This window comes from Streptomyces sp. G5(2025) (assembly GCF_049542075.1).
Taxonomy (GTDB): Bacteria; Actinomycetota; Actinomycetes; order Streptomycetales; family Streptomycetaceae; genus Streptomyces.
In genome coordinates this window covers 3,839,455-3,861,867 of record NZ_JBMUZT010000006.1, presented here as the reverse complement: position 1 = coordinate 3,861,867, position 22,413 = coordinate 3,839,455, and the positions used below count along the sequence as shown (strand labels likewise).

Here is a 22,413-nt window from a genome sequence, read left to right as displayed (position 1 = left end):
GGAGTCTTGTGCGGCGTCTTGCACGGAGTCGTGCACGCAGTCGTACACAGATCGCCGGAGGCCATTCGCGCCGGCGCCGAATCCTCATAAGGTGAGCAGTATTCGAACTGTTGCCGGTACTGGTACGAGGAGGACTGCGGTGAGCGAGACGAGCCCGAGGCTGCGCGCCGAGCTGGAGGGTATTCCCACCTACAAGCCGGGCAAGCCCGCCGCGACCGGCGGTCCGGCGGCCTACAAGCTGTCCTCCAACGAGAATCCCTATCCGCCGCTCCCCGGGGTCATGGAGAGCGCGGTCGCGGCGGCCGGGTCCTTCAACCGTTACCCCGACCTGGCCTGTACGGCCCTGATGAGTGAACTGGCCGACCGCTTCGGCGTGCCCGTCTCGCACATCGCCACCGGCACCGGTTCCGTCGGCGTCGCCCAGCAGCTGATCCAGGCCACCGCCGGTCCGGGTGACGAGGTCATCTACGCGTGGCGGTCCTTCGAGGCGTACCCGATCATCACCCAGGTCAGTGGCGCGACGTCGGTGCGGGTGCCGCTGACGGAGGGCGAGGTCCACGACCTGGACGCGATGGCCGACGCCATCACCGAGCGCACCCGCATCATCTTCGTCTGCAACCCCAACAACCCCACCGGCACCGCGGTCCGCAGGGCCGAGCTGGAGCGCTTCCTCGACCGGGTGCCGCGGGACGTCCTGGTCGTGCTGGACGAGGCGTACCGCGAGTTCATCCGTGACCCCGAGGTCCCGGACGGCATCGAGATCTACCGCGAGCGCCCGAACGTCTGTGTCCTTCGTACGTTCTCGAAGGCGTACGGCCTCGCGGGCCTGCGGGTGGGCTTCGCGATCGGCCAGGAGCCGGTGGCCGCCGCGCTGCGCAAGACAGCGGTGCCCTTCGGCGTGAGCCAGCTCGCGCAGGACGCGGCGGTGGCCTCGCTGCGGGCCGAGGACGAGCTGATGGGCCGCGTCGGGGCGCTGGTCGCCGAGCGCACGCGGGTGGTAGAGGCGTTGCGCGGGCAGGGCTGGACGGTGCCAGAGACGCAGGCGAACTTCGTGTGGCTGCGGCTCGGGGACCGGACGAACGACTTCGCGGCGGCGTGTGAACGGGCGGGCGTGGTGGTGCGGCCGTTCGCGGGTGAGGGGATGCGGGCCACGATCGGTGAGACCGAGGCCAACGACATCTTCCTCCAGGCGGCCGAGGCGTTCCGCAAGGAGCTTTAGCCGACGGCTCCTCACGCCCCCGCCTCACCGACGGCTTCTCACGCCCCCGCCTCACCGGCGGCTCCTCACGCCCCCGCCTCACCGACGGCTCCTCACGCCCCCGCCTCGCTGAGGGCGCGCCTCACGCCCCCTCCCAGTGAGGGGGCGTCCTCGTCAGTCCATGACCCGCTCGACGCGGATCGGGTCGCCGGCTCGCACCGTCGACAACAGGCGGGGGTCCCCGTCGAGGCGCCCGAGGACGTTGCACGGGCTCGCGAGGCGGCATTCGTCGCCCCGCGAGATCGGCGTGGGCCCGTAGGGGAGGGCCAAGGCGTCGCCGTCGGGCCAGAAGGCGACCGTGCCCGGTTCGACGACCTGCCGGGCGCCGGCCTCGCGCGGCACGCTCACGCCCGTGTCGAAGTAGACCTCCTCGCCCCACGTCTGCGCGGTGGCGGCGAGCGGCAGGACCTTCTCCAGGGCCTGCGCGGTCGGGGTCTCCTCGATCGTCGCCGTCAGGTGTCCGGCGGGCCAGGAGATGCGTATCCGTAGCTGGTGCTGCTCCGTATGCATGCGGCGGATTCAACAATATGTTGAAGTTCTTGGGAAGGCCTTGGAGGCACACCTCCGGGGTCTTTCCACGTTCCCGGCGGGTTTCCGCCGCCTTCCCGGCCTCCCGGCGGTTCCCGGTGATGACAGGGGACCCCCCGTTTGGGTGACGAAACCCCGTACGCCATAATGCTTGTGAATGTGAACGCGTTCACAAGCGCCCCGGTTTCTCCGGAGATCAGCGGACAAGCAGGGGCAAATCGCCGTGATGGTCACGGCCGACAAGGCGATTGAGGCGAGTAAGGAGAGACGCAGTGGACCTGGCTCTGGCGCCGGAGACTCTGGCGCGATGGCAGTTCGGCATCACGACCGTCTACCACTTCCTGTTCGTGCCGCTGACGATCTCGCTGGCCGCCCTCACGGCGATCCTCGAGACGGCGTGGGTACGCACGGGCAAGGAGCACTACCTCCGGGCGACCAAGTTCTGGGGAAAGCTGTTCCTGATCAACATCGCGATGGGTGTCGTCACCGGCATCGTCCAGGAGTTCCAGTTCGGCATGAACTGGTCCGACTACTCGCGCTTCGTCGGTGACGTCTTCGGCGCGCCGCTGGCCTTCGAGGCCCTCATCGCGTTCTTCTTCGAGTCGACCTTCATCGGCCTGTGGATCTTCGGCTGGGACAAGCTGCCGAAGAAGCTGCACTGCGCCACGATCTGGATCGTCTCCATAGGCACGATCCTGTCGGCGTACTTCATCATCGCCGCGAACGCCTTCATGCAGCACCCGGTCGGCTACAAGATCGTGGAGCGGGACGGCGCCAAGCGCGCGGAGCTCACCGATTTCGCGAAGGTGCTCTTCCAGGAGACGACGCTCGTCAACTTCTTCCACGTCATCTCGGCGGCCATCCTGGTCGGCGGCGCCTTCATGACCGGTATCGCCATCGTCCACCTGCGCAAGAAGCAGCACATCCGCACCATGCGCATGTCGCTGCGGCTCGGCCTGGTCACGGCCTTCGTCGGCACCCTGCTCACCGTGGTCAGCGCCGACACGCTCGGCAAGGTCATGTACGAGCAGCAGCCGATGAAGATGTCGGCCGCCGAGGCGCTCTGGGAGTCGGAGAAGCCGGCGCCCTTCTCGATCTTCGCGTACGGCGATGTCGCCGAGGGCCACAACAAGGTCGCCATCGAGGTCCCCGGGGTCCTGTCCTTCCTCGCCAAGAACAACTTCAACGCCGAGATCCCCGGCATCAACGACCTCAACAAGGAGGCACAGGAGAAGTTCGGGCCCGGTGATTACCGGCCCAACATCCCCACCGCCTACTGGTCGTACCGCTGGATGATCGGTTTCGGTGGCGTCTCGATGGCCCTGTGCACCGCCGGCCTATGGCTGACGCGGAGGAAGTTCTGGCTCGCCCCGGAGCACCGCACGGGCGCGGACGACATCCCCAAGCTCATGCTCACCAAGAACAAGGAGCTGGCGCCGAAGCTGGGTGCCTGGTGGTGGCGGCTCTCGCAGTGGACGCTGATCTTCCCTCTCATCGGCACCGCCTGGGGCTGGATCTTCACCGAGACGGGCCGTCAGCCCTGGGTGGTCTACGGGGTCCTGCGCACCGAGGACGCTGTCTCGCCCGGCGTCTCGCAGGGCGAGGTGCTCACCTCGCTGATCGGGTTCACGCTCATCTACGCGATCCTCGCCGTCGTCGAGGTGAAGCTGCTGCTCAAGTACGTCCGCCTCGGCCCGCCCGAGCTGACCGAGGCGGACCTCAACCCGCCCACCAAGATCGGCGGCCCGGGCTCCGGCAAGGGCTCGGGTTCGGGCTCGGACTCCGATTCCGACGCTGATGCCGACCGGCCCATGGCCTTCTCGTACTGAAGGAAGGAGCGCTCAGGACATGGAACTCCACGACATCTGGTTCGTACTGATCGCCGTTCTGTGGATCGGCTACTTCTTCCTGGAGGGCTTCGACTTCGGGATCGGGGTCCTGACCAAGCTGCTCGCCCGGAACCGGGTCGAGAAGCGCGTCCTCATCAACACCATCGGTCCCGTGTGGGACGGCAACGAGGTGTGGCTGCTCACGGCGGGCGGCGCGACCTTCGCCGCCTTCCCCGAGTGGTACGCCACGCTCTTCTCCGGCTTCTATCTGCCGCTGCTGATCATCCTGATCTGCCTCATCGTGCGCGGTGTCGCCTTCGAGTACCGCGCCAAGCGGCCCGAGGAGCGGTGGCAGACCAACTGGGAGCACGCGATCTTCTGGACGTCGCTGATCCCGGCGGTGATGTGGGGCGTGGCCTTCGGGAACATCACGCGCGGCGTCAAGATCGACGCTCACAAGGAGTACGTCGGCACCTTCGGGGACCTGCTCAATCCGTACGCGATCCTCGGCGGTCTGGTCACTCTGACGCTGTTCACCTTCCACGGCGCGGTGTTCGCCGCGCTCAAGACGGTGGGCGACATCCGGGTGCGGGCGCGGAAGACGGCACTCGGCCTCGGGCTCGTCACGGCCGTGCTGGCGCTCGGCTTTCTGCTCTGGACCCAGGCGGACAAGGGCGACGGCAAGAGCCTGGTCGCGATGATCGTGGCGGTCGTGGCACTGCTCGGGGCCGTCGGGGCGATCAAGGCGGGGCGTGAGGGCTGGTCGTTCGCACTCTCCGGCATCACGATCGCGGCCGCCGTCGCGATGCTCTTCCTGACGCTCTTCCCCAACGTCATGCCGTCGTCGCTGAACGACGAGTGGAGCCTCACGGTCACCAACTCCTCGTCCAGCCCGTACACCCTGAAGATCATGACCTGGTGCGCCGTCATCGCGGCGCCTGTGGTGATGCTCTACCAGGGGTGGACGTACTGGGTGTTCCGCAAGCGGATCGGTACGCAGCACATCGCGCCCGACCCTGCCCACTGAGCCTCCTCGTGGTCTCCCGGAAGGTGTGTTTCACGTGAAACCGATCGACCCGCGCCTGCTTCGGTACGCCCGCGCCACCCGCTTCCTCCTCGTCGCGGTCGTGGCGCTGGGGTTGGCCGGGGCGGGCCTGGTGATCGGCCAGGCGATGCTCATCGCCGAGATCGTGGTGGGCGCCTTTCAGAAGGGCCTCTCCGTCGGCGACCTGGGTTCGCCGTTGCTGCATCTCGCCCTGGTCGCGGCCGGGCGGGGCCTGGTCTCCTGGCTGACCGAGCTCGCCGCGCACCGGGCGAGCGCGGCGGTCAAGTCCGAGCTGCGGGGGCGGCTGCTGGAGCGGGCCGGTGAGCTGGGGCCCGGTTGGCTGAGCAGCCAGCGGACCGGCTCGCTGGTCTCGCTCGCGACGCGTGGCGTGGACGCGCTCGACGACTACTTCTCGCGCTACCTGCCGCAGCTGGGACTCGCGGTGGTGGTGCCGGTGGCGGTGCTCGCCCGCATCGTCACCGAGGACTGGGTCTCGGCGGCGATCATCGTCGTGACGCTGCCGCTGATCCCGGTCTTCATGATCCTTATCGGCTGGGCGACCCAGAACCGGATGGACCGGCAGTGGCGGCTGCTCTCGCGGCTCTCGGGACACTTCCTCGATGTCGTGGCGGGCCTGCCCACCCTGAAGGTGTTCGGCCGTGCCAAGGCGCAGGCCGACTCGATCCGCAGGATCACCGGCGAGTACCGGCAGGCGACGATGCGCACGTTGCGCATCGCCTTCCTGTCCTCCTTCGCCCTGGAACTGCTCGCGACGATCTCGGTCGCGCTGGTCGCGGTGACCATCGGCATGCGGCTCGTCCACGGCGAGATGGACTTGTACGTCGGTCTCGTCATCCTCGTCCTCGCGCCCGAGGCCTATCTGCCGCTGCGCCAGGTCGGTGCGCAGTACCACGCGGCGGCGGAGGGTCTTGCCGCCGCCGAGGAGATCTTCGAGGTCCTTGAGACTCCGGTGCCGACCGCCGGGGCGGGGGCGGCGCCCTCGGGTGCGCTGAGCGTGGAGGGTGTGACGGTCCGGTACCCGGGGCGGGCGTCGGACGCGGTCTCCGGGGCGGCTTTCGAGGTGTCGCCCGGTGAGACCGTGGCGCTCGTCGGCCCCAGCGGCGCGGGCAAGTCGAGCCTCCTGAACGTCGTCCTCGGCTTCGTGCGGCCCACCGAGGGGCGGGTGCGCGTCGGAGGCGTCGACCTCGCGGACGTATCGCCGGAGCGGTGGCGAGAGCGCATCGCGTGGGTGCCGCAGCGGCCGCACCTCTTCGCCGGGACCATCGCGGAGAACGTACGGCTCGCGCGGCCCGACGCGTCCGAGGCGCAGGTGCGCGAGGCCCTGCGGGACGCGGGTGCCCTGGAGTTCGTGGACGCGCTGCCCGCCGGGGCCGAGGCTCCGCTCGGAGAGGACGGGGCCGGGCTCTCCGCCGGGCAGCGGCAGCGGCTGGCGCTGGCGCGGGCGTTCCTGGCCGACCGGCCCGTGGTGCTCCTCGACGAGCCGACGGCGGCGCTGGACGGCGGGACCGAGGCCGAGGTCGTCGAGGCCGTCCGGCGGCTGGCCGTCGGGCGGACCGTCCTGCTGGTCGTGCACCGGCCCGCGCTGTTGGCCGTGGCGGACCGAGTGGTGCGGCTGGAGGCCGCGCGTGGCGAGGCCGCCGTCCAGCGGTCGGGGCCCGACTCTGAGGCGTCGGGGCCGGACTCTGCGGTACCGGCCCCTGAGGAGAGGGGCGGCAGGAGCCGGGAGACCGTGTCGGCCGCGCTGCCGGGCGAGCGGGCGGGCGGCGCCGGCGCGCGGCACAGGGTCCTGACCCGCGTACGGGAGGCCGCCCGGGCCCGGCGCGGGCAGCTGGCGCTCGCGCTGCTCCTCGGCTCGCTCGCGCTCGGCAGCGCGGTGGGGCTCATGGCGACGTCGGGGTGGCTGATCTCGCGGGCCTCGGAGCAGCCGCCGGTGATGTATCTGATGATCGCCGTGACGGCGACCCGTGCCTTCGGCATCGGCCGCGCCGTCTTCCGGTACGCCGAGCGCCTCGTCTCGCACGACGCCGTCCTGCGGATGCTCGCCGACACCCGCGTCGCCGTCTACCGGCGCCTGGAGCGGCTCGCCCCCGCGGGCCTGCGCACCACCCGCCGGGGCGACCTCCTCTCCCGGCTGGTCGCCGACGTCGACACCCTTCAGGACTACTGGCTGCGCTGGCTGCTGCCCGCGTCCGCCGCGGCCGTGGTGAGCGTGGGGGCCGTCGGTTTCACCGCCTGGCTGCTGCCCGAGGCCGGTGCGGTGCTCGCCGCCGGTCTGCTCGCCGCGGGCGTCGGGGTTCCGCTGCTGAGCGGCGCCGTGGCACGCCGGTCGGAGCGGAGGCTGGCTCCCGCGCGCGGGGTGCTCGCCACGCGCGTGGCCGATCTGCTGACCGGCACCGCCGAGTTGACCGTCGCCGGCGCGTTGAAGGGTCGTACGGCCAAGGCCGGGGAGGCCGACGCCGAGCTGACGCGGATCGCCTCCCGGGGTGCCACCGCCACCGCGCTCGGCGACGGGCTCGGCGCGCTCGTCACCGGGCTGACCGTGACCGCGGCCGCGCTCGTCGGTGTCCAGGCCGTGCAGGACGGGCGGCTGAGCGGGATCGCCCTCGCCGTGGTCGTGCTCACGCCGCTCGCCGCCTTCGAGGCGGTGCTGGGGCTGCCGCTCGCCGTGCGGTACCGCCAACGGGTACGCAAGAGCGCCGAGCGCGTCTACGAGGTGCTCGACGCCGCCGATCCCGTACCGGAGCCCGCCGCGCCCGCCGAGGCGCCCGGCTCGCCCTTCCCGCTGCGCGTCTCCGCTCTGCGGGCACGTCACGAGGGCCAGGCGGGGGACGCGCTCGCGGGCGTCGACCTGACGCTGGAGCGGGGGCGGCGCATCGCCGTGGTCGGCCCGTCCGGTTCCGGCAAGACGACGCTCGCCCAGGTGCTGCTGCGGTTCGTGGCGGCGTACGAAGGGACGTACACGCTCGGCGGTGTGGACGCGGCCACGCTGGGCGGCGACACGGTGCGCGGCATGGTCGGGCTGTGCGCCCAGGACGCGCACATCTTCGACAGCTCGGTGCGCGAGAACCTGCTGCTCGCCAAGAAGGACGCCACGGAGGGGGAGCTGCGGGACGCCTTGGAGCGGGCGCGGCTCGACGGCTGGGTCGGCTCGCTGCCCGACGGGCTCGACACGCTCGTCGGTGAGCACGGCGCGCGTCTCTCCGGAGGCCAGCGCCAGCGGCTCGCGCTGGCCCGCGCGCTGCTCGCGGACTTCCCCGTCCTGGTGCTCGACGAGCCCGCCGAGCACCTCGACCTGCCGACCGCGGACGCCCTCACCGCCGATCTGCTGGCCGCGACGGAGGGGCGTACGACGTTGCTCATCACGCATCGGCTCGCCGGGCTCGACGCGGTGGACGAGGTGATCGTCCTCGACGCGGGGAGGGTCGCGCAGCGCGGCACGTACGCGGAGCTGGCGGCGGTGGGGGGTCCGCTGCGGCGGATGCTGGAGGTGGAGCGTGCGGCGGATCTGCTCACGGTGGGCTGACGGGGCCGGGACAGCCGGGACAGTCGGGACCGCCGGGACCGCCGGTACAACCGGGACCGCCGGGACCGCCGGTACAACCGGGACAGTCGGGGCCTGAGCTGGTTTCGGCTTGGGTGGGTCTCGGCTTTCGGCTTGGGTGGACCTCGGCTTCGACTTTCCCCTGTAAATAGGACTAACTAGGCTCAAAGGCATGTCAGTCCCCTCGGCCTCCGCCGACGCCCCGCTTCCCGACGGCCCACGCTCACCGCAGTCGGCGGACTCGGTGGTCTCGGCGGCGCGGGCGACGGACTCAACGGACGCGGCGGTCTCGGCGGCGCGGGCGACCCACAGCCTCCAGGGGCTCTCGCCCGAGCTGACCTCACGGGTGCCGCAGCTGCTCGAAGCGATGCGGTCGGTCGGCACCGGGCTCGAACTCCACACCACCCTGGACCGCATCTGCGAGACCGCCGCCGAGCTGGCGGACGCCCACTATGCCGCGATCGGTGTCGTCTCCGAAGACGGCGACGGACTCTCCGACTTCGTCTACCACGGCATCGACGCGCGGACCGCCGAACGGATCGGGCGGCTGCCCGACGGCCACAAGGGACTCCTCGGCGCCCTCATCCACCAGCCGAGGACGCTGCGCCTCGCCGATCTCTCCGGCGACCCGCGCTCCTGCGGTTTCCCCGCGCATCACCCGCCGATGCGGACCTTCCTCGGCGTCCCCATCCGCGTCCAGGGGAAGATCTTCGGCAACCTCTATCTGACCGAGAAGCGGGACGGGGCCGAGTTCAACGACTACGACGTGCACATGGTGCGTGTCCTGGCGACGGAGGCCGGTATCGCCATCGGCAACGCACGCCTCTACGAAGCCGCCAAGCAGCGCGAACGCTGGATCGACGGCTCCGTGGCGGTCACCACGGCCCTGCTCTCCGGCAGTGACGCGGAGGACGCCCTCGCCGTCGTCGCCGAGCAGGCCAGGCACCTCGCGGACTCCGCCGCCGGGATCGTGCTGCTGCCCGACGAGGAGGGCGGCATGGAAGTCGTCGCCGTCTCCTCGGAGGAACCCACCGGGGCGCTCGGCATGATCGTTCCCGCGGAGAGCCGCATCGTGGCCCAACTGCTCGAAGGGCGGGCCGTCTTCATCGACGACGCGGCGACCGATCCCCGCGCCGTGACCCACCTCGCCGGCCGCTACGGCCCCGTCATGATGCTGCCGCTGCAGAGCGACGGCCGGGTCCTCGGCACGCTGGTGACGCCCCGCGCGCGCGGGGCACGTCCCTTCACCGAGGCCGAGCGGACGCTCGCCGCCCAGTTCGCCTCGCAGGCCGCGCTCGCGCTGATGATGGCGGAGGCGCAGCGGGACCGGGAGCGGCTCGCGGTGTACGAGGACCGCGACCGGATCGCCAGGGACCTGCACGACCTGGTCATCCAGCGGCTCTTCGCCACCGGGATGATGCTGGAGAGCGCCCAGCGCAGGTCCGTCGTGCCGGAGGTGCAGGTCGGCGTCGGCAAGGCGGTCGACGAGCTGGACGTGACGATCCAGGAGATCCGTACGGCGATCTTCGCGCTCCAACAGGGTCCGGCGGAGGCGCCGTCAGGGCTGCGCACCCGCGTGCTCCGGGAGATCAACATGGCCGCCGTCCCGCTCGGCTTCAAGCCCACGCACCGCTTCCTGGGCCCCGTCGACACCGTGGTGGGCGAGCTGACCGGGAAGAACCTCATCGCGGCCCTGCGGGAGGCCCTGTCCAACGCCTTCCGGCACGCGCACGCAGCCCGCATCGACGTCGTCGTCGACGCGACGGTGCTACTGCCCGGCGACCGCCAGGGCGTGCGTCTGACGGTCGCCGACGACGGGGTGGGCATCGCGGAGGGCGGCCGCCGCAGCGGCCTGAAGAACCTCAAGAGGCGGGCCGAGTCGCTGGGGGGCGACAGCTGGTACGGGCCCGGCATCGGGGAGGACGGAGGCGGGACCACGGTGGTGTGGCAGGCGCCGTACTGACCTCCGGACGGGTGGCGGTGTCGGTGGCGGGGCGACGGGTGGGCGGGCGGTGAGCGTCGGTGGCGGGGTGGCGGTGAGTGTTGGTGGCGGGGGGTGCCGGTGGCCGGCGGTTGGTGGCCGGTGGCCGGGGTGGCCGGGGTGGCTGGGGTGGCTGGGGTGCTGCTGACGCCGGTCGTCATCTTCATCGGCACGGCGGTCCGCTTCGGCCGCGACCGGCGCGACCGCCGCCTCGCCGCTCTGCGCCTGGTCGGCGTGGTGGCAGCGCGGCCGCGCGGCCGAGTGGCCTGTCGGGGGTCGGGGGTCGGGGGTCGGTGGCTGGTGGCGGAGGTGGCCGGGGTGCCGGTCCCGGTGCCGGTGGCCGCGCAGCCGAGTGGCCTGTCGGTGGTCGATGGCCGGGTGTCGATGTCCGGGGTGGCCGGGGTGGCCGGGGTGCCGGTGGCTGGCGGTCGGGGGCCGGCGGCCGAGGTGGCCGGGGTGCCGGGTGCCGGGTGCCGGGTGCCGGTGGCCGCGCGGCGGGCGGCCCGGTGGTGGCCGAGTGGCGATCACCGGGTGGGTGGGCGGCCCGGTGGCCCGGTGGTGGCCGAGTGGCGGTCACCGGGTGGTCGGGCGGTGCGGTCCCGCAGCCCTGTTCGGCGGTACAGCGTGAGCCGTACGGGGCACCACGTCCCCCCGAGTGCCCGAGTCCAGCGAGACCGTGCCGCCGTGGCGGGCAACGATCCGTGACATGCGCCAGAGCAACCGTCGTCCGAGCCCCCTCCTCAGTGTGTCGGTACTGCTGGGCGCGCTGCTCGGCCTCGCGCCACCCGCTGCCGCCTCCGAGGGACCCAGTACGAGCGCGGAGGTGGCACGCCTCTACGAAGAGGCCTCCCGCGCGACCGCCCGCTACGAAGAGGGACGGCGGGCCGCACGTCTCCAGAGGGAGAAGGTCCGGGAATTGAACCGACTCCTCTCCGAGAAACGGCACGAGGTCGCCGTGCTGCACGGCGACCTCGGCCGGCTGGCGAGCGCCCAGTACCGCACCGGCGGCGGCCTCCCCTACACCGCGCAGCTGCTCCTGGCCGACAGCCCCGACGCGCTGATGCGCGGCAAGCAGGTCCGGTTGCAGGCCGACCTCGCCGTCAACAGCGCCGTGGTCAAGACGCGTCGCGCCGCGGCCCGCCTCGCGGCCGCCAAACGTGAGGCGGACCGGGCCGAGCATGGCCTGGACCGGCGCCTCGTACGCCTGGCGGTGCTGAGACGCGGCATCGAGCAGAAGCTGGAGTCGGCCCAGTGGGCCCTCCAGGGCGAGGCCGACCGGGCGGTGGCCGCGGGGAAGTGCCGGGGCGCCGTGCGTCTGCGCCAGCCGAAGAAAAAGGCCTCCACGCGTACGTGGGTCGCGCCCGTGAAGACGTACGAACTCTCCGCCGGCTTCGACAGCGCCGGGGAACGCTGGTCGCGCCGGCACACCGGGCAGGACTTCGCGGTCGACATCGGGACGCCCGTGCGGTCGGTCGGCGCCGGCCGGGTGGCGAGCGTGTCGTGCGGCGGCGCCTTCGGCATCGAGGTCCTGGTGCGGCATCCCGGCGGATACTTCACGCAGTACGCGCATCTCGCGGCCGCCGCCGTCGAGCAAGGGGACAAGGTGCGCACTGGTCAGTGGATCGGCCTGGCCGGCACGACCGGCAACTCGACCGGGCCGCATCTGCACTTCGAGACGCGGCTCACCCGGTATCTCGGGTCGGGCGTCGACCCGCGGAAATGGCTGGCGGAACGGGGCGTCGAGCTCTAGGAGTTCTGCTCACGGCGCTTTGCCACGATCCGCTCGATCACGACGGCGACACCGTCGTCGTTGTTGGCGACCGTGCGCCCGGAGGCGGCGGCGATGACGTCCGGGTGGGCGTTGCCCATCGCGTACGACGTACCGGCCCAGGACAGCATCTCGATGTCGTTCGGCATGTCCCCGAAGGCGACGACCTCCTCGGGGGAGATGCCGCGCTCGGCGCAGCACAGCTCCAGCGTGCTGGCCTTGGAGACGCCGGGGCCGCTGATCTCCAGGAGCGCGCTGGGGCTGGAGCGGGTGACTGTCGCCCGGTCGCCGATGGCCGCGCGGGCCAGCGCCAGGAAGTCGTCGGGCGCGAGTTCGGAATGGAAGGCGAGGACCTTCAGGACGGGCTGCTCGGCGACGGCTGGGTCACCGGGGTTCTCGGCGAGGAGCTTCTCGGCGGGCGCGACGCTCTCGGCGGGTTCCATGTGGAGCGGCGGGTACGTCTCCTCGTGGTGCAGTCCCCCGGTCCGCTCGACCGCGAAGGCCGTGCCCGGCGAGGCGGCGCGCAGTCTGCGGACCACGTCCAGCGCGGAGGCCCGCTCCAGCTCGCGGATCTTGACGAAGCTGTGGGTGCCGGGGCCGCCGTGCAGGTCGACGACGGCCGCGCCGTTCCCGCAGATGGCGAGGCCGTGGCCGTGGACGTGGGCGCTGACGACGTTCATCCAGCGGGCCGGGCGGCCGGTCACGAAGAAGACCTCGATCCCGGCCTCCTCGGCGGCGGCGAGCGCGGCGACCGTGCGGTCGGAGACCGACTTGTCGTCGCGCAGCAGCGTGCCGTCCAGGTCCGTCGCGATCAGCCGGGGCCGGGGCCGGGGCCGGGGCCGCGGGCGCTGCCCGGCCGGAGCGGGAGCGGCCGGGGCGGGGTCGGCCTGGGGCTGGGGCCCTGGGGTAGCTGAGGTCACGCCGTCGATTCTCCCGCATATGCCTGCACGGCCGTGTGCTGGGGCGCACATTTGAGTGCCGCCGGATCTATGCGCCGGGCGGGACTTTGTACGGCCCGGGAGCTCCGCGCCGCACCGGGACCACTGCGTCGGCCGAGGGCTCTGCGTCGACCGGGGGTCCTTTGTGCCGACCAGGGCCACTGCGTCGGCCGGGTCCTCTGTGCCGGCCGGGCCCATTGCGAGCCACTGTGCCGACCGGGGCCACTGCGTCGGCCGAGGGCTCTGTGCTGGCCGGGCCCTATTGCGAGCCACTGTGCCGACCGGGGCCATTGCGTCGGCCGAGGGCTCTGTGCTGGCCGGGCCCTATTGCGAGCCCACTGTGTCGGCCGCGCCCACTGTGTCGGCCGCGCCCACTGTGTCGGCCGCGCCCTCTGCGTCGGCCGCACCCACTGCGTGTCCGGGCCCTCTGCGTCGGCCGCGCCCTCTGTGTCGTCCGGGCCCTCTGTGTCGGCCGCGCCCTCTGTGTCGGCCGCGCCCTCTGCGTCGGCCGGGCCCTCTGTGCCGGCCGGGTCGTCTGTGCCTCACCGTAAGCTCGGAGACATGAGCCTGCGTCTGAGCACCGTGATCCTTCCCGTACGCCGCTGGCACGAGGGCGGCCGCGACCAGTGGCTGCGCGCCGAGGAGCTGGGCTTCCACGCCGCATACACGTACGACCACCTGGCCTGGCGCAGTTTCCGGGACGGCCCGTGGTTCGGCGCGGTGCCCACGCTGACCGCCGCCGCGGCGGCCACCGAGCGGATACGTCTTGGCACGCTCGTGACGTCGCCGAATTTCCGCCACCCCGTGACGCTCGCCAAGGAACTCATCGCGCTCGACGACATCTCCGGTGGGCGGATCACGCTCGGCATCGGGGCCGGCGGCAACGGCTTCGACGCCACGACGCTCCTCAAGGAGGACCAGGAGCCCTGGACACCGCGCGAAAGGGCCGACAGGTTCGGTGAGTTCGTGCCGCTGCTCGACCGGCTGCTGACCGAGGACTCGGTGACGTACGAGGGGGCCTTCTACTCGGCGACCGAGGCCCGCAACATCCCCGGCTGCGTCCAGCGGCCCCGGTTGCCCTTCGCGGTGGCCGCGACCGGCCCGCGCGGTCTGCGGCTCGCGGCGCGGCACGGGCAGGCATGGGTGACCACGGGTGACCCGAAGCTCTTCGAGGCAGGCACGTCCGAGCAGTCCCGCGAGGCGATCCGGGGGCAGATCGACAAGCTCGACAAGGCGTGCGCGGACATCGGGCGGGACATGGCCGAACTGGACAAGGTCTTCCTGACCGGCTTCACCCCGGACCGCAACCGGCCCCTCGAATCCCTCGACGCGTTCGTGGACTTCGCGGGCAGGCACGCGGAACTCGGCTTCACCGAGATCGTCGTCCACGCCCCGATCCCCGACTCGGTCTTCGCCGCCGACCAGGCCGTCTTCGAGCAGATCGCCACCGAAGCGCTGGCGCAGCTGCGCTGAACTGAGCCGAAGTGAACAGGGGGGCGGGGTGGTGGCCCGGCCACCGGGCGGCAGATCCCCGTCCCTGCTGTGCCTGCCTCCTTCGGGCCACGGGCTCAGGGACTCCTTCGGCTCTCGTTCACGGCCACCACGTGGTCGAGGCCGGCACGGGTGAGAGGGGAAGCGGTACGCGGCGGCCGCCGCCAGAAGCGCGCCGATCTTCACCCGGCCGTTCGCGTCGAGGGCCAGCCGGATCCGGTTTTTGTCCACCGACTTTTCATCCACGGATTTCGGTGCACGGGTTTGATCCACAGCCAAGTCCGGTTATCCACAAGCTATTTGACGGTCCTGTGGACAACTAGTCGTCGCCAGAATCCATTTGCCCAAAAGCGCCCTCCTTGCGGCAATTTGCCGCAAGTGAGTCCAATGTCCTTGCCAGAACCTCGCGTTCAGCCGCTGCCGCTATGAACGCCGCCGCATTGCCGTCCCCAACCAGTGCCCGCACAGCGCGCATTGTGGAAGCGGGGAGCGCGACGCTCTCCGGCTCTTCGTCGCGAACGAGTGGTTGCTCCGAATTCAGATGCTGACGCAGGTGCTTCGTCGCGAACAGGCGCATGGCACGCGCCAGTTCCGCGTCCACCGACTGCTGCGCGAGCGGCCTGAGTCGGCGTACGAGCGAAGCGGCCTCGACGGCATCTGCCTCCGTCGGCGGCTGGTGCCCGAGGTAACGCGCGAAAACGTGCTCCGTGGTGAAATCCAGGAAACGGGAGGCTATATGTTCGACCTGCCCCCTCAACTCCCGCAAATGCCCGGCGACTGCGGACAGTGGAACTCCCGCAGCGTGCAACTCGGCCGCCACCGCCAGCTCTTGGGGGCTCGGCACCAGGAACTCGTCCTCGCGCCCCGCCACCGGCATCAGCACTCCGAGGGAGATCGCGTCTGCCACCGCGGCCTCGTCCGGGACGCCGCCGAACGCCGCGTCGAGCTCCGCGCGCGTGATCCGGTCGGCTTTCTCGTCCGTCCAGGGACCGTCGACCTCCGCGGCGAGGCCGAGAACCCCGCCGAGGCCCCGACCGGCGTCCCAGGCCTCCAGGAGCTCCTTGATGGAGGCCAGGGTGTAGCCACGGTCGAGAAGGTCGGCGATCTGCCGCAGCCGCGCCAGATGGGCCTCTCCGTACACATTGGACCGGCCGCGTCGCTCCGGGCGGGGGAGCAGCCCGCGGTCCTGATAGGCGCGGATCGTGCGCACCGTCGCGCCGCTGTGGTGCGCCAGATCCTCGATGCGGTACTCCACGCTGACCGTCCTCTGTGATGCTTCGTGCCGGGCGGTGGCCGCCTGAACGACTCGTGCCGGGCCATGGCCGTCCGAACGCCCCGGGCTACGCGATGGCCGCCCGGCCCACCGCGCCCGCCGCGGCCCGCGCCGCGGGCGACTGCGCCAGGTAGGCAACGGCCTTGTGCAGCGAGCCCTCCTGCGAGGGATGGTACGACCGCCGCAGATAGCGCGGTATCGCCGAGCCCAGCTCACGCCAGGTGGGCAGCAGGCCTTTCGCGACCGCCTTGTTGTGCTCCGCCAGGGAGTACCGCAAGCGGCCCGCCAGTTGAGGGTCATGGCGGATCAGATAGGCCGTGCCCCAGGTCCACAGGTACAGCATCACGGGTGCCGTGACCGTCATGCCGACGATCCTGCGGGCGTACCGGGGCAGGCCCTCGCCGCCGCAGTGCTGGTACATGTCGAAGGCGACCGCGCGATGCTCGACCTCCTCCGCGCCGTGCCAGCGCAGCAGATCGAGCATCACCTCGTCGGCACCGGCACGGTCGAGCCCTTCGGCGTGCAGCACCCAGTCACCGAGGACCGCCGTGAACTGCTCTATCGCCGCGACGATGGAGAGGCGGAACCGCAGCCACTCCCGCGTCGGCACGGGAACACCGAACGGCGGCTTCTCACCGAGGAGTTTCTCGAAGAGGAAGTCGACGTACTTGGTGAACGCGGCGGTGTCGAGCCGCTGTGCCGCCAGGTGGTCGAGCACATGCGCGTGCTGCACGCTGTGGGTGGCCTCCTGTCCCATGAACCCCTTGACGTCCCCGCGCAGTACCGGGTCGGTAACGAGCGGCAGGCCCTCCTTGAAGACCTTCACGAACCACCGCTCGCCCGCGGGGAGGAGCAGATGCAGGACGTCGATGACATGGGCGGCGGTCGGCTCGTCCGGTATCCAGTGCAGCGGGGTCCTGTCCCAGTCGAACGAGACCCGGCGCGGAACGATCGCGTAGTGCTCCTCGGCGTTCGGGGCGGATGTCCTCTCCTTGTTCACAGCCGCGGCTCCAATCGGGCTATCGCGCGCAGGGCCTTGGGCGCGAAGCGGGACATGAGGTGGGCGCCGCGGGCCTCGGGGGTGACCGGGACGACCGCCTGATTCCTGACGACGGCACGCAGGACGGCGTCGGCGACCTTTTCCGGCGGGTAGTTGCGCAGGCCGTAGAGCCGGGAGGTGCGCTTCTGGCGGCGCTTCTCCTCGTCGGCGCCGACACCGACGAAGCGGGACGTCGCCGTGATGTTGGTGTTCACGAAGCCCGGGCATATCGCGGAGACGCCGATGCCCTGCCCCGCCAACTCCGCGCGCAGGCACTCGCTGAGCATCAGGACCGCGGCCTTGGAGGTGCTGTAGGCGGGCAGCGCCCTGGAGGGCTGATACGCCGCCGCCGAAGCGGTGTTGACGATGTGGCCGCCCTGGCCGCGCTCGGCCATCTGCCGGCCGAAGAGACGGCAGCCGTGGATCACTCCCCACAGATTGACGTCCAGGATCTTCTTCCAGTCCTCGGTGCTGGTGTCGAGGAAAGGGCCGGAGAGGCCTATGCCCGCGTTGTTCACGAGGACGTCCACGACGCCGTACTCCCTGGCGACCTTCTCGGCGAGCTTCTCCATGGCCTGCTCGTCGGTCACGTCGACCGTCTCGCCCCAGGCCTCGGCGGCGCCGATCAGGCGGGACATCTCCGCGGTGCGGGCGGCGCTCTCGGCGTCCCGGTCGACGGCCACCACGCGCGCCCCCGCCTCGGCGAATGCGAAGGCGGTGGCCCGTCCGATGCCGCTGCCCGCGCCGGTGACCAGGACGAGCCGGCCGCCGAACCGGTCGGCGTGCTTCCCCGTGGCCCTGTTGTCCCTGGCGGGCACGCCGTCTTCATGGGTCGTGACGAAGTCACCGATCCAGGCCGCCAGCTGGTCGGGCCGGGTGCGCGGCACCCAATGCTTGGCCGGAAGGGTACGGCGGGTCAGCCCGGGGGCCCACAGCTCCAGCTCGTCGTAGAGCCGCTCGGACAGGAAGATGTCACCGGAGGGGGTGATGAGCTGCACGGGCGCGTGGGCGTACGCGTCCGCACGGGGCCTGCGCAGCCTCGCACGGACGTTGTCACGGTAGAGCCAGGCTCCGTGGGCGGCGTCCTGGGGCAGCGACGGCGTCGGATAGTCGCCCGCCGGGACCTTCTCCACTCGTTCCAAGATCTTGGGCCAACGCTTGCCGAGCGGGCCGCGCCAGGCGAGCTCCGGCAGGACGGGCGTGTGCAGCATGTACACGTACCAGGACTTGGCGCCCTGGCCGAGCAGCTGGCCGACCCGGCGCGGGGTGGGGCGGGACAGCCGCTTCTTGATCCAGTGCCCGAAATGGTCGAGCGAGGGTCCCGACATCGATGTGAAGGACGCGATCCGCCCCTCGGTCCGCTCGACCGTGACGAACTCCCAGGACTGCACCGAGCCCCAGTCGTGCCCCACCACGTGCACCGGCTTGTCCGGACTGACCGCGTCGATGACCGCCACGAAGTCGTCGGTCAGCTTCTCCAGCGTGAAGCCGCCGCGCAGCGGCTGCGGCGCGGTGGACCTGCCGTGCCCGCGCACGTCGTACAGCACGACGTGGAAGCGGGGGGCGAGTCGCTCGGCGACCTCGGTCCACACCTCCTTGGAGTCGGGGTAGCCGTGCACGAGCAGGACCGTGGGCCGCTCCGGGGCGCCCAGCTCGGCGACGCACAGCTCCACCCCGCCCGTCCGCACCCAGCGCTCACGCGCGTCCTTCATCTTCTCCGCGACTGCTCCGGTGTTCATGCGGCGGCCCTCTCCTCAGCCCAGCGCCGCACATGCGGCAGATCGTCGTCCAGCCAGAACGCGCTCTGCTCGGGGTCCTTGGAGTCGGTGACGACCAGGATCTCCTCGAACTTCGCGCCCGTACCCCTGAACCCGAGGTGCGGCTCGACCGCCCAGAGCCCCTTCTGAGGCGGGTGGTCGGAGAACTTGTAGGGGGACCACAACGGTGACCAGCCGTCCCGGTGGCCATGGATGGCGTCGCTCACCAGCCCCTTGAGCGACTGGGTGCCGAATCCGAAGAGGTGCGGGGACAGGCGGCGCTGCTTGACCCGGCCCACCTTGTGCGCGATGACGCCGAAGGGATACGCCCGATGGCGGTTGGCGTAACCCTGGCGGACCATGAGCCGGTCCACGTCCTCGTAGATCTCGCGCAGCGGGCGGCGCTCGCGCACCTCGCGCAGGATCAGCTCGCGGTGTGCCTCCAGGTCGGCCAGCAGCTTGTCGTGCACGGGGTTGAGGCCCAGACAGCCGGAGTAGCCGATGTCGGCCGTGAAGCCCTTGTAGATCGGGGCCATGTCGAGGATGAAGGGCATCCCCGGCTCCAGCTCGCGGTGGGTGGGGAAGAACTGGAGCGGTATCCGGAAGTTCGCGAACGCCGTGCGGTCGCCGAACCAGGCGAAGGGCAGGTGGAACCAGTCCCGCACACCCCGCTCCCGCAGCCACTCCCGCTGCATGCGCGCGGCCCCGCGCTCCGTCACACCGGGCTTGAGCTGGGCCGCGACCGCCTCCGCGCATTCATACGCGAGGGACTGCACTTCCCTGAACCCCCGCAGCTCCGCGGGGAGTTCGCCTGCAACTGCTGAGGTCATGCCACCGTCCGTCCCGAGTCCGGTCCATCCGTGTCGGCCCTCGCCGTACGCGGTCGTAACTTGACACTGATGAATGTGACAATGCCTGACGGCTGCGTCAATAGTTCTGCCCGAGCCTGGGGGACAGGTCCGGAAGTTCCCCCAGGGGTAGACCTCCGTACGACCCTTACGGGCCCGTAATACTCCAGAGTGAGGGCAGGGCAAGCCCGTGGTCTGACGACTGATGTGGGCTGCGCCACTACCGTCGAAAACGTGACTGTGATCGCGACCGAAAGCCTGAGCAAGCGGTTCCCGAGGGTGACCGCGCTTGACCGGCTCTCCATGGACATCGGGCCCGGTGTGACCGGACTCGTCGGATCCAATGGGGCCGGCAAGTCCACTTTGATCAAGATCCTGCTGGGCCTGTCCCCCGCCACGGAGGGCACCGCCGCAGTGCTCGGCCTCGACGTCGCCACCAGCGGCGGTGAGATCCGCGAGCGCGTGGGGTACATGCCGGAGCACGACTGCCTGCCACCCGACGTCTCGGCCACCGAGTTCGTCGTCCACATGGCGCGCATGTCCGGGCTGCCGCCCACCGCGGCCCGCGAGCGCACGGCGGACACCCTGCGGCATGTGGGGTTGTACGAGGAGCGTTACCGCCCCATAGGCGGCTATTCGACGGGCATGAAGCAGCGCGTCAAGCTCGCCCAGGCCCTCGTCCACGACCCCCAACTGGTCTTCCTTGACGAGCCGACGAACGGCCTGGACCCGGTCGGGCGGGACGAGATGCTCGGCCTGATCCGCCGCGTCCACACCGACTTCGGCATCTCGGTCCTCGTCACCTCGCACCTCCTCGGCGAGCTGGAGCGCACCTGCGACCACGTCGTCGTCATCGACGGCGGCAAGCTCCTGCGGTCCAGCTCCACCACCGACTTCACCCAGACCACCACGACCCTGGCCGTAGAGGTCACGGACACCGACGAACTCCCCGACGGCACCGGCGCGTTGCGCGAGGCGCTGAGCGCACGCGGCATCGGCACGCGGACCGGCGGCGAACTGCCCGGCGCGGGCCACACCATTCTGCTCACCGCCGAGGGCGAGGAGACGTACGACGTCGTGCGGGACCTCGTCGCCGACCTCGGCCTCGGCCTGGTCCGCATGGAACAGCGCAGGCACCACATCGCCGAGGTCTTCAGGGACCAGGACGAGGAGCAGGGCGGAGAGCAGCGGTACCAGCCGCAGCCCCAGCGTCAGGACCAGCCCCAGCACGAGGCGCGGCCGGAGCCGGGCTCCGAGCGCGCCGCCGCGTGGCCCGCCACCGCACAGCAGACAGGAGGCGGACGCGATGAGCAGTGAGTCCACCCAGATCCACAACATCGGGTACAGGAACTACGACGGCCCGCGTCTCGGCCGTGCCTACGCCCGCCGCTCGCTCTTCTCCCAGAGCCTGCGCGGCGCGTACGGCCTCGGGCGTTCCGCGAAGTCCAAGGTCCTGCCCATGATCCTCTTCGCGGTGATGTGCCTCCCCGCGGCGATCATGGTGGCGGTCGCCGTCACCACCAAGGCCAAGGACCTCCCGGTCGACTACACGCGCTACGCGATCTTCCTCCAGGCCGTGATCAGTCTCTTCCTCGCGGCCCAGGCGCCCCAGACCGTCTCCCGGGACCTGCGCTTCAAGACCGTGCCGCTCTACTTCTCCCGCCCCATCGAGCGCGGTGACTACGTCCTCTCGAAGCTCGCCGCGATGTCCTCGGCTCTCTTCATCCTCACGGCCGGCCCGCTGCTCGTGCTCTACGTCGGGGCACTGCTCGCCAAGCTCGACTTCGCGGACCAGACGACAGGCTTCGCCCAGGGCCTGGTCTCCGTGGCGCTGCTCTCCCTCCTCTTCTCCGGCATAGCCCTGGTCATCTCCGCGATCACACCCCGCCGCGGGTTCGGCATCGCCGCCGTCATCGCCGTCCTGACCATCACCTACGGCGCGGTGTCCACGGTCCAGGCGATCGCCTTCGACCAGGGCAGCACCGGAGCCATCGCCTGGCTGGGCCTCTTCTCGCCCATCACGCTCATCGACGGTGTGCAGACCGCCTTCCTCGGCGCGACCTCCGCCTTCCCCGGAGGGGAAGGCCCCTCGTCCGGTGTGGGCGTCGTCTACGTACTCGTCGTCCTCGGCCTCATCGCGGGCTGCTACGGCGCACTGATGCGCCGCTACCGAAAGGTCGGGCTGTGACCACGATCAACATCGACCACACCTCACGCTGGTTCGGGAACGTGGTCGCCGTCAACGACATCACCATGAACATCGGCCCGGGAGTCACGGGGCTCCTCGGTCCGAACGGCGCGGGCAAGTCGACGCTCATCAACATGATGGGCGGCTTCCTCGCCCCGTCCACGGGCAGCGTCACCCTCGACGGCAAGCCGATCTGGCGCAACGAACAGATCTACAAGGAGATCGGCATCGTCCCCGAGCGCGAGGCGATGTACGACTTCCTCACCGGCCGTGCATTCGTGGTCGCCAACGCCGAGTTGCACGGCCTGGACGAGCGTGCCGCCAAAAAGGCTCTCGCGACGGTCGAGATGGAGTACGCGCAGGACCGGAAGATCTCCACGTACAGCAAGGGCATGCGCCAGCGCGTCAAGATGGCCTCCGCCCTGGTCCACGACCCGTCCGTGCTGCTGCTCGACGAGCCGTTCAACGGCATGGATCCACGCCAGCGCATGCAGCTGATGGATCTGCTGCGGACCATGGGCGCCCAGGGCCGCACCGTGCTGTTCTCCTCGCACATTCTCGAAGAGGTCGAGCAACTGGCCTCGCACATCGAGGTGATCGTCGCCGGGCGACACGCCGCGAGCGGTGACTTCCGCAGGATCCGCCGCCTGATGACCGACCGGCCCCACCGCTACCTGATCCGTTCCAGCGACGACCGCGCCCTGGCCGCCGCGCTGATCGCCGACCCGTCGACGGCCGGCATCGAAGTCGATCTCAAGGAGGGCGCGTTGCGTATCCAGGCGGTCGACTTCGGCCGGTTCACGACGCTGCTCCCCCGTGTCGCGCGTGAGCACGGCATCCGGCTCCTGACGGTCTCGCCCTCGGACGAGTCCCTTGAGTCGGTCTTCTCCTACCTCGTCGCGGCCTGA

General features: G+C 70.9%; 16 protein-coding genes. 10 read left to right on the top strand and 6 right to left on the bottom strand.

Annotation, left to right across the window (positions count from 1 at the left end):
• Positions 1–139 precede the first annotated feature (139 nt).
• The gene (hisC, locus tag ACOBQB_RS28385; protein WP_423595512.1) at positions 140–1,219 is read left to right on the top strand and encodes a histidinol-phosphate transaminase; all 1,080 of its coding nucleotides are present in this window, start codon (positions 140–142) and stop codon (positions 1,217–1,219) included.
• A 153-nt stretch (positions 1,220–1,372) separates the two neighbouring features.
• Here hisC and ACOBQB_RS28380 read toward each other — a convergent pair whose 3' ends face one another.
• On the bottom strand, positions 1,373–1,768 hold the full coding sequence (locus tag ACOBQB_RS28380; protein WP_423595510.1) for a cyclophilin-like fold protein: 396 nt from the start codon (positions 1,766–1,768) through the stop codon (positions 1,373–1,375).
• Positions 1,769–2,058: 290 nt separating this feature from the next.
• Here ACOBQB_RS28380 and ACOBQB_RS28375 point away from each other — a divergent pair, with 290 nt between their 5' ends.
• The 5 genes from ACOBQB_RS28375 to ACOBQB_RS28355 all read left to right on the top strand — a co-directional run bounded on the left by ACOBQB_RS28375 (position 2,059) and on the right by ACOBQB_RS28355 (position 11,953).
• The gene (locus ACOBQB_RS28375; protein WP_423595508.1) at positions 2,059–3,615 is read left to right on the top strand and encodes a cytochrome ubiquinol oxidase subunit I; all 1,557 of its coding nucleotides are present in this window, start codon (positions 2,059–2,061) and stop codon (positions 3,613–3,615) included.
• A gap of 19 nt (positions 3,616–3,634) precedes the next feature.
• Entirely contained in the window at positions 3,635–4,642 is a 1,008-nt protein-coding gene (gene cydB, locus ACOBQB_RS28370) for a cytochrome d ubiquinol oxidase subunit II (RefSeq protein ID WP_423595506.1), read from the top strand.
• Between the two features lie 34 nt (positions 4,643–4,676).
• The gene (gene cydD / locus ACOBQB_RS28365; protein WP_423595504.1) at positions 4,677–8,204 is read left to right on the top strand and encodes a thiol reductant ABC exporter subunit CydD; all 3,528 of its coding nucleotides are present in this window, start codon (positions 4,677–4,679) and stop codon (positions 8,202–8,204) included.
• A 190-nt stretch (positions 8,205–8,394) separates the two neighbouring features.
• A complete protein-coding gene (locus tag ACOBQB_RS28360) occupies positions 8,395–10,185 on the top strand; it encodes a GAF domain-containing sensor histidine kinase (RefSeq protein ID WP_423595502.1) in 1,791 nt (596 codons plus the stop codon).
• A 724-nt stretch (positions 10,186–10,909) separates the two neighbouring features.
• Positions 10,910–11,953, top strand: a complete 1,044-nt coding sequence (locus ACOBQB_RS28355; protein WP_423595500.1) for a M23 family metallopeptidase — start codon at positions 10,910–10,912, stop codon at positions 11,951–11,953.
• Here the strand turns inward: ACOBQB_RS28355 and ACOBQB_RS28350 are convergent.
• The gene (locus tag ACOBQB_RS28350) at positions 11,950–12,891 is read right to left on the bottom strand and encodes a Cof-type HAD-IIB family hydrolase (protein ID WP_423595498.1); all 942 of its coding nucleotides are present in this window, start codon (positions 12,889–12,891) and stop codon (positions 11,950–11,952) included. The two genes, ACOBQB_RS28355 and ACOBQB_RS28350, sit on opposite strands and share 4 nt — an antisense overlap.
• 579 nt (positions 12,892–13,470) lie before the next feature.
• Here ACOBQB_RS28350 and ACOBQB_RS28345 point away from each other — a divergent pair.
• Positions 13,471–14,382: an LLM class flavin-dependent oxidoreductase gene (locus ACOBQB_RS28345; protein ID WP_423595496.1), complete on the top strand. Its 912-nt coding sequence runs from the start codon at positions 13,471–13,473 to the stop codon at positions 14,380–14,382.
• A gap of 337 nt (positions 14,383–14,719) precedes the next feature.
• Here ACOBQB_RS28345 and ACOBQB_RS28340 read toward each other — a convergent pair whose 3' ends face one another.
• The 4 genes from ACOBQB_RS28340 to ACOBQB_RS28325 form a co-directional block, all read right to left on the bottom strand.
• On the bottom strand, positions 14,720–15,655 hold the full coding sequence (locus tag ACOBQB_RS28340) for a MerR family transcriptional regulator (protein ID WP_423595494.1): 936 nt from the start codon (positions 15,653–15,655) through the stop codon (positions 14,720–14,722).
• An 85-nt stretch (positions 15,656–15,740) separates the two neighbouring features.
• Positions 15,741–16,673, bottom strand: coding sequence for a metal-dependent hydrolase (locus ACOBQB_RS28335; RefSeq protein WP_423595492.1), 933 nt, complete (start codon positions 16,671–16,673; stop codon positions 15,741–15,743).
• Complete coding sequence (locus ACOBQB_RS28330; RefSeq protein ID WP_423595490.1) at positions 16,670–18,451, bottom strand: SDR family oxidoreductase; 1,782 nt, start codon at positions 18,449–18,451, stop codon at positions 16,670–16,672. Before ACOBQB_RS28330 ends, ACOBQB_RS28335 begins: the two co-directional genes overlap by 4 nt.
• Positions 18,448–19,299: a M24 family metallopeptidase gene (locus tag ACOBQB_RS28325; protein ID WP_423595488.1), complete on the bottom strand. Its 852-nt coding sequence runs from the start codon at positions 19,297–19,299 to the stop codon at positions 18,448–18,450. Before ACOBQB_RS28325 ends, ACOBQB_RS28330 begins: the two co-directional genes overlap by 4 nt.
• A 258-nt stretch (positions 19,300–19,557) precedes the next feature.
• Here ACOBQB_RS28325 and ACOBQB_RS28320 point away from each other — a divergent pair, with 258 nt between their 5' ends.
• From ACOBQB_RS28320 to ACOBQB_RS28310, 3 genes are read left to right on the top strand one after another with little or no spacing between them, the layout of a single operon-like run.
• Complete coding sequence (locus ACOBQB_RS28320) at positions 19,558–20,634, top strand: ABC transporter ATP-binding protein (protein ID WP_423598815.1); 1,077 nt, start codon at positions 19,558–19,560, stop codon at positions 20,632–20,634.
• Positions 20,624–21,505, top strand: coding sequence for an ABC transporter permease (locus tag ACOBQB_RS28315; protein ID WP_423595486.1), 882 nt, complete (start codon positions 20,624–20,626; stop codon positions 21,503–21,505). The genes ACOBQB_RS28320 and ACOBQB_RS28315 overlap by 11 nt, the downstream gene beginning before the upstream one ends.
• On the top strand, positions 21,502–22,413 hold the full coding sequence (locus ACOBQB_RS28310) for an ABC transporter ATP-binding protein (RefSeq protein ID WP_423595484.1): 912 nt from the start codon (positions 21,502–21,504) through the stop codon (positions 22,411–22,413). Before ACOBQB_RS28315 ends, ACOBQB_RS28310 begins: the two co-directional genes overlap by 4 nt.

Excerpts from the sequence above, each read along its gene's own strand:
- ACOBQB_RS28360 (WP_423595502.1), top strand. The coding sequence starts at position 8,395 with ATGTCAGTCCCCTCGGCCTCCGCCGACGCCCCGCTTCCCGACGGCCCA.
- ACOBQB_RS28355 (WP_423595500.1), top strand. The coding sequence starts at position 10,910 with ATGCGCCAGAGCAACCGTCGTCCGAGCCCCCTCCTCAGTGTGTCGGTA.
- ACOBQB_RS28345 (WP_423595496.1), top strand. The coding sequence starts at position 13,471 with ATGAGCCTGCGTCTGAGCACCGTGATCCTTCCCGTACGCCGCTGGCAC.
- ACOBQB_RS28330 (WP_423595490.1), bottom strand. The coding sequence starts at position 18,451 with ATGAACACCGGAGCAGTCGCGGAGAAGATGAAGGACGCGCGTGAGCGC.
- ACOBQB_RS28325 (WP_423595488.1), bottom strand. The coding sequence starts at position 19,299 with ATGACCTCAGCAGTTGCAGGCGAACTCCCCGCGGAGCTGCGGGGGTTC.
- cydB (WP_423595506.1), top strand. The coding sequence starts at position 3,635 with ATGGAACTCCACGACATCTGGTTCGTACTGATCGCCGTTCTGTGGATC.
- ACOBQB_RS28380 (WP_423595510.1), bottom strand. The coding sequence starts at position 1,768 with ATGCATACGGAGCAGCACCAGCTACGGATACGCATCTCCTGGCCCGCC.
- ACOBQB_RS28315 (WP_423595486.1), top strand. The coding sequence starts at position 20,624 with ATGAGCAGTGAGTCCACCCAGATCCACAACATCGGGTACAGGAACTAC.